Consider the following 11,799-nt stretch of genomic DNA (forward strand, 5'->3'; position numbering starts at 1 on the left):
AAAATTTTGATCGCTTTGAACGTGCAAAAAGAGAGAACCAACGTGATTCTCTCTCGTACATGATATAAGTCACCCACTACAGTTGACAATGAGCCAAAAAAGTCAGGAATGCGCATTCCTGACTTTTTCAATTATTCTGCAACTTCTGGACTAACTATTTCTTCTGTTAGCTCTTCAGCTTCAATCAATTCAACTTCATTGATGGCCAATGGCTCAATATTACGGTAACGAGCCATACCTGTACCTGCTGGAATAATCTTACCAATAATAACATTTTCCTTAAGGCCAAGAAGATGATCGCGTTTCCCACGAATCGCTGCATCGGTAAGGACACGTGTTGTTTCCTGGAAGGATGCAGCTGACAAGAAGGAGTTGGTTTCAAGGGAGGCTTTGGTAATCCCCATAAGGACAGGACGGGCTGTCGCTGGAATCCCACCAGAGATAACCATTTCGCGGTTAGCATCGGTAAAGTCTGTAATATCCATCAAGGTACCCATGAGAAGCTCGGTATCACCTGGATCCATGACACGTACTTTACGAAGCATTTGACGTACCATAACCTCAATGTGTTTGTCACCGATTTCTACCCCTTGGCTACGGTAAACTTTTTGAACCTCAGAAAGGAGGTAAGTTTCCACAGACAAGACATCACGAACTTCAAGCAAACGTTTTGGTTGGATTGAACCTTCTGTCAAGGCTTGACCACGGTTAACCGTATCACCAACCTCAACGCGCATACGGGCAGTATAAGGAACAACATATTCCCCTTCACCTGTTTGTCCTGAAACGAAGACTTTCTTAGTACGTGTTGACGCATCTTCTTCGATAGCTGTCACCGTACCCTTGACTTCAGTAATAACCGCTTCACCTTTAGGGTTACGAGCTTCAAAGATTTCTTGAACACGAGGGAGACCCTGAGTGATATCGGTATTTGAGGCTACACCACCCGTGTGGAAGGTACGCATGGTCAACTGGGTACCAGGTTCCCCGATAGATTGGGCTGCAACTGTACCAACAGCTTCACCAACTTCAACGGCATCACCAGTCGCCAAGTTGATACCGTAACAATGGCGGCAAACTCCATGACGGGTGTTACATGTGAAGACAGAACGAATAGTCACTTGTTCAACACCAGCTTGAACGATTTGACGGGCGATATCTTCAGTGATGAGTTTATCAGCACCGATAATCACATCGCCTGTTTCTGGATGACGTACCGTTTTCTTAGTGTAACGTCCTTGTAGACGTTCTTCCAATGGCTCGATCATTTCCTTGCCATCAGTAATAGAGGTGATATCAAGACCACGATCCGTACCACAATCGTCTTCACGGATGATAACATCTTGGGCCACGTCAACCAAACGACGGGTCAAGTAACCAGAATCGGCTGTCTTAAGGGCCGTATCGGTCATACCCTTACGGGCACCGTGAGTTGAGAAGAACATCTCGAGTACGGAGAGACCTTCACGGAAGTTAGATAGGATTGGCAATTCCATGATACGACCATTCGGCGCTGACATCAAACCACGCATACCCGCAAGCTGCGAGAAGTTAGAGATGTTACCACGGGCACCAGAATCCATCATCATAACGATTGGGTTCTTCGGATCTTGTTTTTCAATCAAGCGTTTTTCAAGGATTTCCTTGGTTTCACGCCAAGTGTTGGTTACCGCATTGTAGCGTTCTTCATCGTTGATCAAACCACGACGGAACTGCTTGGTAATCATATCAACCTTGTCGTGGGCCTCTTCAATAACACTTTCCTTGTCATCAATAACTGGAATATCCGCAATACCTACTGTTAAACCAGCCAGAGTAGAGTGGTAGTAACCCAAGTCTTTCAGACGGTCAAGAAGGGCTGAGGTCTCAGTCGTGCGGAAACGTTTAAAGATTTCTGCGATGATGTTCCCCAAGTTTTTCTTCTTAAATGGTGGGTTGATTTCTAATTTGGCAATTTCAGCCTTGATGTCTTGACCTGGAGTCAAGAAGTATTTAGCTGGAACACCTTCTGTTAAGTTAGCGTTATTTGGCTCTTGCAAGTATGGTAACTCTGCAGGCATGATGGCATTGAAGAGAACCTTACCAACAGTGGTCATCAAAATCTTGTGTTGTTGCTCCTCTGACCACGGTTTATCAAGACTATCTGTTGCAATACCTACACGGCTGTGTAAGTGAACATAGCCATTGCGGTAAGCCATAACAGCCTCATTAGCATCCTTGAAGACCATCCCTTCGCCTTCGCGACCTTCATCTTCCATGGTCAAGTAGTAGTTACCCAAGACCATATCCTGAGATGGCGTTACAACTGGCTTACCATCTTTAGGGTTAAGGATGTGTTCTGCCGCAAGCATCAAGATACGTGCTTCTGCTTGTGCCTCTTCTGAAAGGGGCACGTGAATCGCCATCTGGTCACCGTCAAAGTCGGCGTTATAGGCCTCACACACCAGTGGGTGCAAGCGAAGAGCTTTACCGTCGATGAGGACAGGTTCAAAGGCCTGGATCCCCAAACGGTGAAGGGTGGGTGCGCGGTTAAGAAGTACTGGGTGTTCCTTAATCACTTCTTCCAAGATATCCCAGATACGCTCATCGCCACGTTCAACCATCCGTTTGGCTGCTTTGACGTTTTGCGCGTATTCACGGGCAACAATTTCACGCATCACAAACGGCTTGAAGAGTTCAATCGCCATTTCGCGTGGAACACCACATTGGTACATTTTAAGGGTAGGACCTACCGCGATAACTGAACGCCCTGAGAAGTCGACCCGTTTTCCAAGCAAGTTTTGACGGAAACGCCCTTGTTTACCTTTGAGCATGTGGCTCAACGATTTCAATGGACGACTACCTGGACCTGTAATCGGACGGCCGCGACGGCCGTTGTCAATTAAGGCATCAACCGCTTCTTGGAGCATCCGTTTTTCGTTTTGTACGATAATCCCTGGTGCGTTAAGCTCTAAAAGACGGGCCAAACGGTTGTTCCGGTTAATCACACGGCGGTAAAGGTCATTCAGGTCAGAGGCTGCAAAGCGGCCACCATCCAATTGAACCATCGGACGTAAATCCGGTGGAATAACTGGTAAGATATTGAGGATCATCCATTCTGGCTTGTTACCAGACTTATAGAAGGCATCCAAAACATCTAAACGGCGAACAGCCTTAATGCGTTTTTGACCAGTTGCTGTTTTTAATTCTTCTTTGAGGGTTGCAATCTCAGCTGGAAGATCCACCTGACGAAGGAGGTCTTGAATAGCTTCAGCACCCATCTTCGCCACGAATGAACCTGCACCGTATTCACGTACGCGTTCACGGTATTCACGCTCAGTCATGATAGATTTGTGCTCAAGCGGTGTATCTTTAGGATCAATGACCACATAAGCCGCAAAGTAGATGACTTCTTCAAGAGCTCGAGGAGTCATATCAAGGGTCAAGCCCATACGAGACGGAATGCCCTTAAAGTACCAGATGTGAGAAATTGGAGCTTTTAATTCAATGTGCCCCATGCGCTCACGGCGTACTTTGGCACGGGTTACTTCAACACCACAGCGGTCACAAACAATTCCTTTATAACGGATTCGTTTGTATTTTCCACAAGCACACTCCCAGTCTTTCGTTGGACCAAAGATAACTTCGTCAAAAAGTCCTTCACGTTCTGGTTTAAGTGTACGGTAGTTGATAGTTTCAGGTTTTTTAACCTCACCATAGGACCATGAACGGACCTTGTTTGGTGAAGCTAGGGTGATTTGCATACTTTTAAATCGATTTACGTCAACCACTAGTTATACCTTTCTTTATCTTATCTTTGAAGGAGGTGTAGAAAAACAGATTACCTCTACGGTCATAGCGCTCTCTATCTTAATCCTTTTCCTTCATAGTCATATTGTCTTACGGTAGCGCATTAGTGACTCTACTAAAATCCAAATGATCCGGTAGAGTCCTAACAAGCTTAAGACAGTTTTAATTATCAGCATCCTCTGCTTCAAAGGCGGCTGCTGCTTCAGCCGCAGCACGTTGTCGAGCTCTTTCTAAATCATCCACGTGAATGATATCGTCATCTTCTCCTTCATCGAGATCACGAAGTTCTACTTCATTGTCATCTTCATCAAGGACACGCATGTCAAGACCGAGCGATTGCAATTCTTTTACAAGGACACGGAAGGATTCTGGCACACCTGGTTTTGGAATTGGATTCCCTTTGGTAATGGCTTCATAAGCCTTCAAACGTCCTGTTACATCATCTGATTTGTAAGTCAGGATTTCTTGAAGGACATTTGACGCACCATACGCTTCAAGGGCCCAAACCTCCATCTCACCAAAACGTTGTCCACCAAACTGAGCTTTACCTCCGAGTGGTTGTTGGGTAACGAGTGAGTAAGGACCGGTTGAGCGAGCATGGAGTTTATCATCAACCATGTGGTGAAGTTTGATCATGTACATGACCCCAACAGACACACGGTTATCAAATGGTTCACCTGTACGACCGTCATAAAGAACAGTCTTAGCATCTGAATCCATACCAGCTTCACGAACCGTGTCCCAAAGGTCTTCTGAAGAAGCCCCATCAAAGACAGGTGTCGCAATATGAATACCTAAGTTGCGGGCTGCCATACCAAGGTGGAGTTCCATAACCTGACCAATGTTCATACGAGATGGTACCCCAAGTGGGTTGAGCATGATATCAACCGGTGTCCCGTCAGGAAGATAAGGCATGTCTTCGACAGGTACAATACGGGATACAACACCCTTGTTACCGTGACGACCGGCCATTTTATCACCGACTTTAATCTTACGTTTTTGAGCGATGTAAACACGCACCAGCATATTGACACCAGATTGTAACTCATCACCATTAGCACGCGTAAAGATTTTCACATCACGGACGACACCATCGGCACCGTGAGGGACACGAAGAGAGGTGTCTCGCACTTCACGGGATTTATCCCCAAAGATGGCGTGAAGGAGGCGTTCTTCAGCAGAAAGATCTTTTTCACCCTTAGGTGTTACCTTACCAACAAGGATATCCCCTTCTTTCACCTCAGCACCGATACGGATAATCCCCATTTCATCTAGGTCTTTAAGGGCATCTTCACCCACGTTAGGGATTTCACGCGTAATTTCTTCAGGGCCTAACTTGGTATCACGTGTTTCTGATTCGTATTCTTCCAAGTGAACAGAAGTATAAACATCTTCTTTCACGAGGCGCTCACTCATGATAACCGCGTCCTCAAAGTTATACCCTTCCCAAGTCATGTAGGCAACGATAGGGTTTTGACCAAGAGCCATTTCACCGCGTTCCATAGAAGGTCCGTCAGCAATAAAGTCCCCTTTTTCAACCTTGTCACCAACTTTGACAAGCGTCCGTTGGTTGTAAGCTGTACCTGAGTTAGAACGGCGGAATTTAGTGATAGAGTAAATATCTAGAGATCCATCTTCACGACGCACTTCTACCTTATCGGCATCAGCATAACTTACGGTTCCGTTGTGCTGAGCAATGACAGCAGCACCTGAATCATGGGCGGCTTGATATTCCATACCAGTACCCACATATGGAGCCTTTGGATCAATCAACGGCACAGCCTGACGTTGCATGTTAGCTCCCATAAGGGCACGGTTGGAGTCATCATTTTCTAGGAAAGGAATACAGGCTGTCGCAACGGCAACTACCTGCTTCGGTGACACATCCATGAAATCCGCTGAATCAGCTGGAAATTCTTGGTTGTTCCCTTGATGACGTCCCATGACGATATCGTTGGCAAAGGTACGGTCTTCGTTGAGTGGTGAGTTAGCCTGAGCAACGATAAACTCATCTTCTTCATCGGCAGTCAACCAAACGATTTCGTCCGTTACCTGACGTGTTTCCGGATCAATCTTACGGTATGGTGTTTGAATAAAGCCGTATTTGTTGAGGTGCCCGTAAGAGGACAAGTTGTTGATCAAACCGATGTTTGGTCCTTCGGGCGTCTCGATGGGACACATCCGACCATAGTGGGTGTAGTGAACGTCTCGAACTTCATAACCCGCACGGTCACGCGTCAAACCACCAGGCCCTAAGGCTGATAAACGACGTTTGTGCGACAACTCAGACAGTGGGTTGTGTTGGTCCATGAACTGAGACAACTGAGAAGAACCAAAGAATTCTTTCACAGCTGCTGTTACAGGACGGATATTGATGATACTTTGTGGCGTTAAGACTTCATTATCTTGCGACGACATCCGCTCACGCAAGTTACGCTCCATACGCGTCAATCCGATACGCACTTGGTTCCCCAAGAGCTCCCCAACAGCACGGATACGGCGGTTCCCTAAGTGGTCAATATCATCTACACGGCCAAGCCCTTCAAAAAGGTTGAGGAAGTAGTTCATAGATGCCAAGATATCAGCTGGAGTAATCGTACGCAAGCGTTCATCAGGGTTGGCATTGCCAATGACATGAATCACACGGTCAGGATCTGTTGGAGACACCACCTTAAAGCGCTGTAATTCAACAGGTTCTGTCAAAACAGCAGAATCGTTTGGAATATAGGTAATCTTATTCAAATCACCATCCAACTGATCCGCAATAGAATCAATGACTTGACGGGTCATGACGGTTCCTGATTCAACCAAGATTTCACCTGTTTCAGGATCGACCAAAGGCTCAGCAATCGTTTGGTTCAAAAGGCGAGTCTTGATGTTAAGTTTTTTGTTAATTTTGTAGCGACCCACTGCTGCCAAATCGTAACGGCGTGAATCAAAGAAGCGCGCTGTTAAAAGGCTACGAGAGGAATCCGCTGTTTTAGGTTCCCCTGGACGAAGGCGCTCATAGATTTCTTTGAGGGCTTCATCTGTCCGTGAATCAGACAGGTTTTTATGCAAATCTTTTTCAATGGTATTGCGGATAATCTCGCTATCGCCAAAAATATCAAAGATTTCATCATCCCCAGAAAAACCAAGAGCACGAACAAGGGTTGTAAACGGAATCTTACGCGTACGGTCGATACGGGCATAACCAATATCTTTAGAGTCACTTTCAAGCTCTAGCCATGCACCACGGTTAGGAATAACGGTTGTACCATAACCGACTTTACCGTTTTTGTCCACCTTATCGTTGAAATAAACACCTGGTGAACGCACGAGCTGAGAAACGATAATCCGCTCACCACCATTGATGATGAAAGTTCCCATTTCAGTCATCAGTGGGAAATCTCCAAAGAAGACTTCCTGCGTTTTAATCTCACCAGTTTCCTTGTTAATCAAACGAAAAGTAACAAAGATTGGAGCAGAGTAAGACGCGTCGTGGAGACGAGCTTCTTCTAGAGTGTATTTAGGTTCCCGCATTTCATAGCCCACAAATTCTAATTCCATGGTGTCTGTGAAATTGGATACAGGAAGAACGTCTTCAAAGACCTCCTTCAGTTCGCGATCCAGAAATTCCTTATAAGAATCGGTCTGGATTTCAATCAAGTTTGGTAAATCAAGAACTTCTTTAATTCTTGAAAAGCTACGACGGGTACGGTGTTTACCGTACTGAACTTCATGTCCTGCCAAGTTGTTAGCTCCTTTTCTAAGATAAGACCGGTTCAACCAGTCAATCGCAACAGAGACTGCAACGCGCCCTGTTTTATTATCATTTGTCCTTTTTGCATAATAATTTTTAGAATCTTTAAGTTTAGGTTACAAACATAAATTTCCCAAAATTTAGGCGCAAAAAGAGCAGCTAAATCTTCCTGTATAAGTTGGATTTAACTGCTGTTAGTCTTATTTGGACAATATTTCAAACAAAACCACGACAAATCTTTCATATCATTATACCGTGATTTGGTTTATTATGCAAGTATTTTGAACGGAAATACCCTCTACTCATAACGTCCACAAAGAATAGACTACTCTTCAGACGCTTCATCTGCTTCCTCAGCCGACTCAGAGGAACTGCTACTAGATTCAGAAGACTCGGACTCAGATGAGGTCTCAGAGGTTTCCTCTTTTTCCTTTTCAGAGTCGCTTTCTTCCTCTTCTTCATCAGAGGAACTGTCTCCTACGATACTCCCCCAAGCCTTGGCGTAATCAGTATCTGTTCCACCGATTCCGAAGCGATACCCCGTCACCGGCGCGCCATTCACAGCCCAATAACTTGTTGTTGTCGCACCATTCACATTAATGGTTCTGCCATTAATGGTAACCTGACCAGGCCTTTGCCCAGTAGATGTTAGAACTTGTGAAGAAATCACACTTGAGTCTAATTCAAAGCGTTCGCCAATATTTCCAAAAATAGTAGGATCTGCTGCGTAAATCGCAGCCACTAAACGAGCCATGTACTGGGCGTTTCTGTTGTACCCCGTATCGTCAGGCATAGCTGTGTTGTCGTCATGTCCAGCCCAACCACTCAAGGTAACTGATGGCGTCGCTAGACTCAGCCAAACATCCTTGTAGTAATCTGTAGATCCTGTTTTACCAATCCAATCTGCTCCAGCCAAGGTGCCATTTACACCTCGCAAATTGTTGAGAAAATAAGTTGTAGCCCCAGACGTAATCGGTCCTCTCAACAGATTTTGCATAATGGTTGCAGTCGCTTTTGAAAAGACCTGCACCGGTTCTGCTTGATGCTGATGAATCGCTTCCCCATTCTCATCTGTAATGCTTTCGACCATATAGTGTTTTTGGTAAACCCCATCATTTGCCAACGTCTGGTAAGCATTAGCCATTTGGGCAACGGTCACCTCAACACCAGACCCTAATGGTAAACTTTCAATCCCATATTCGGCAATCGAAATGTTCATCTTCTCCATATAGGACTGGACGTCGACACCGGTATTCCTAAGGAGGCTATAGGTCCAATAAGCTGGAATGTTTTGCGATTGGTTCAATGCTGTTTGGAGCGTCTCCATATGGGTACCAGAACTAACGCCATGCATAATTTTCTGCCCACTAGCGTAAGTCGCTGGATAATTGGAAACCATAGAAGCTGACCCCATCACTCCTTGATCGATGGCAATAGCATAAGGCAAAATAGGTTTAATATTGGAACCTGGAGAGCGGTAGGTATTGAGGGCATGGTTGACTTGATTACTAGCATAGTTGTACCCCCCAACAAAAGAAATGATTGCGCCTGTCTTATTATCTAGCAAAACATTACCAACCTCCACAGTAGAGGTGCCGTCTTGCAGGACACCGGAGTGAGCAACAGCGGCCTCTTGCATGGCTTGATAGACCACTGGATTGATGGTCGTTTTAACCGTATAACCACCTAAACTGAGTTCTTGGTTGGCCATCTCCTTGTAGGTTTGAACGGTTTCTGCCTTTTGCAAGTCTTCTTCAGAAACCTGATCACGTTTAATCAACAAGTCATAAATAATCGCTTCAGCTTCTTCAACGGCTGCATAATAAAGGTAATCACCCGTATCACTTACAATTGGTTCTCCTGGGAGAAAATCCTGAGAAATGTCGTAGGCTTTGTAAATTTCATACTCTTCTTTAGAGAGAGCACCTGTCCGATACATGCTATAAAGCACATCTTTAGAACGTTCAATACCGTATACCATCGCTTCAGCTGTTTTCAAAGTTCCATCCGAAGCATAGGGGGAGTAGACAATAGGGCTCTGTGGCAATCCTGCAATAAAAGCAGCCTGTGGAATAGAGAGCTCAGCCGCAGAAACACCAAAGATTCCTTGAGCGGCTTCTTCAACACCAGCAATATTTTGCCCGTGGTTATTTCGTCCAAAAGACGAAACATTGAGATAAAGGGTTAAAATCTCATCCTTGCTCAGAAGTCTTTCCAATTCCATGGCGTAGACAATTTCAGATGCCTTACGAGAATAGGTCAGTTCATTTCCGACAACTTGTTGCTTGATCAGCTGCTGGGTTAACGTCGAGCCACCACTTGATGACCCTAAACCAAGAGACCCCAAGGCTGCCCGGAAAATAGCCTTAGGCACAACACCTTCATGTGTTTCAAAGTTTTCATCTTCAATTGAGGTGACAGCTTGTTTGATGTAGGACGAAATTCCTTCGCTAGAAACTTCTGTCCTTAAAAGATCAGACTTCACCTCCGAAATTAAACTGCCATCCGCGTATGTTAATTTAGAAATCCCCGTCACTTCACTAGCCCGACTAACCAGAGTTGTCTGATCTATAGCGTCAACGTCTTCAAAAAGGCTACCTAAATAACCAAGCCCTGTACCAGCGACAAGAGCTCCCCCAAGCACAGCAAGGATAAACAAAGTATTGAGCCCGATCTTAATACCACTTAAAACCTTCCTAAAATAAGGGGCTACTTTGACTAGTCCAGATTTTTCCCATAAGCTGACGACTCCTGTTTTAACCGTCTTTATTTTTTCGTTGTTTTGTATGTTTTTCAATTTCTCAAAATCAAATTTTGCCATTAAAAACTCCTTATCCAGCCCATTATAACATATTTTTTTAATTCTTCGCCATCTCAAGATAATTTGTGATATAATGGAAACATTACTGAAATCGAGACCTTCAGTCTATCAGTAGTTCTGTTTAATCAAACAGAAATCAAAATCTAAAAAGGAGAATAGCCTATGAACATCTTTGAAGAACTCAAAGCGCGCGGCCTTGTCTTTCAAACGACAGACGAAGAAGCCCTCGAAAAAGCCTTGACAGAAGGGAGCGTCGCTTATTATTCAGGCTATGACCCAACAGCTGATAGTCTGCATTTAGGTCATCTAGTGCCTATCTTGGTCTGCCGTCACCTGCAACTGGCAGGACACAAACCCTTCCCGCTGGTCGGAGGAGCGACTGGTTTGATCGGGGACCCTTCTTTTAAGGATGCTGAGCGCAGCCTACAGACCAAGGAAACTGTTGATGGCTGGGTTGAAAAAATCCAAGGCCAACTCTCTCGCTTCCTTGATTTCGAGAACGGTGAAAACAAGGCCGTCATGACCAACAACTACGACTGGTTTGGATCTATCAGCTTCATCGATTTCTTGCGCGATGTTGGGAAATACTTCACTGTCAACTACATGATGAGTAAGGAATCTGTTAAAAAACGGATTGAAACAGGTATTTCCTACACCGAGTTTGCCTACCAAATCATGCAAGGGTACGATTTCTATGAACTCAATCGTACCCACAACGTTACCCTTCAAATCGGAGGATCCGATCAGTGGGGCAACATGACAGCGGGTACTGAATTGCTTCGCCGTAAGGCTGACAAGACTGGCCATGTCATCACTGTCCCCCTCATTACCGATTCAACTGGTAAAAAATTCGGTAAATCTGAAGGTAATGCTGTATGGTTGGACGCTTCTAAAACCAGTCCTTATGAAATGTACCAATTCTGGCTTAACGTCATGGACGAAGACGCAGTTCGTTTCCTGAAAATTTTTACGTTCTTAAGCTTAGAAGAAATCGAAGACATTCGTGTCCAATTTGAAGCAGCACCGCATGAACGTCTGGCTCAAAAAATCTTAGCCAAAGAAGTGGTAAGCCTCGTTCATGGAGAAGACGCTTATAACCAAGCCCTGAACATTACCGAGCAACTCTTTGCAGGAAACATTAAGGGACTCTCAGCCGACGAACTCAAAGCCGGACTCAGCAACGTTCCTAACTATGCCGTTCAAGCCGAGGACGATTTGAACATCGTCGAACTCTTGGTTACAGCTGGTGTTGTCACTTCTAAACGCCAGGCCCGAGAAGATGTCCAAAACGGAGCCATCTACATCAACGGTGACCGTGTTCAAGACCTTGACTACACCTTGTCAGACAAGGATAAGATTGACGGCGAACTTACCGTCATCCGTCGCGGGAAGAAAAAATACTTTGTTTTAACGTTTTAAGAAGCTTAAAAGCACTGGTCTACCAGTG

4 protein-coding genes are annotated in these 11,799 nt (G+C 45.0%); 1 reads left to right on the forward strand and 3 read right to left on the reverse strand.

The annotated features are described in order from the left end of the window. Positions 1 to 131: 131 nt before the first annotated feature. From rpoC to pbp1b, 3 genes are all read right to left on the reverse strand, one after another. Positions 132 to 3,770: a DNA-directed RNA polymerase subunit beta' gene (rpoC, locus tag J2S23_RS02460; protein WP_307121188.1), complete on the reverse strand. Its 3,639-nt coding sequence runs from the start codon at positions 3,768 to 3,770 to the stop codon at positions 132 to 134. Positions 3,771 to 3,951: 181 nt separating this feature from the next. Next, positions 3,952 to 7,521 carry a DNA-directed RNA polymerase subunit beta gene (gene rpoB / locus J2S23_RS02465; RefSeq protein WP_307121189.1) on the reverse strand — a complete coding sequence of 1,190 codons (3,570 nt, stop codon included), beginning with the start codon at positions 7,519 to 7,521 and terminating at the stop codon, positions 3,952 to 3,954. Between the two features lie 335 nt (positions 7,522 to 7,856). Beyond that, entirely contained in the window at positions 7,857 to 10,352 is a 2,496-nt protein-coding gene (gene pbp1b / locus J2S23_RS02470) for a penicillin-binding protein PBP1B (RefSeq protein WP_307121190.1), read from the reverse strand. A gap of 162 nt (positions 10,353 to 10,514) precedes the next feature. Here pbp1b and tyrS point away from each other — a divergent pair, with 162 nt between their 5' ends. Then, positions 10,515 to 11,771, forward strand: a complete 1,257-nt coding sequence (gene tyrS, locus J2S23_RS02475; RefSeq protein WP_307121191.1) for a tyrosine--tRNA ligase — start codon at positions 10,515 to 10,517, stop codon at positions 11,769 to 11,771. The last annotated feature ends 28 nt before the right edge of the window (positions 11,772 to 11,799 follow it).

The sequence above is a fragment of the Streptococcus moroccensis genome (assembly GCF_030812835.1).
GTDB lineage: Bacteria > Bacillota > Bacilli > Lactobacillales > Streptococcaceae > Streptococcus > Streptococcus moroccensis.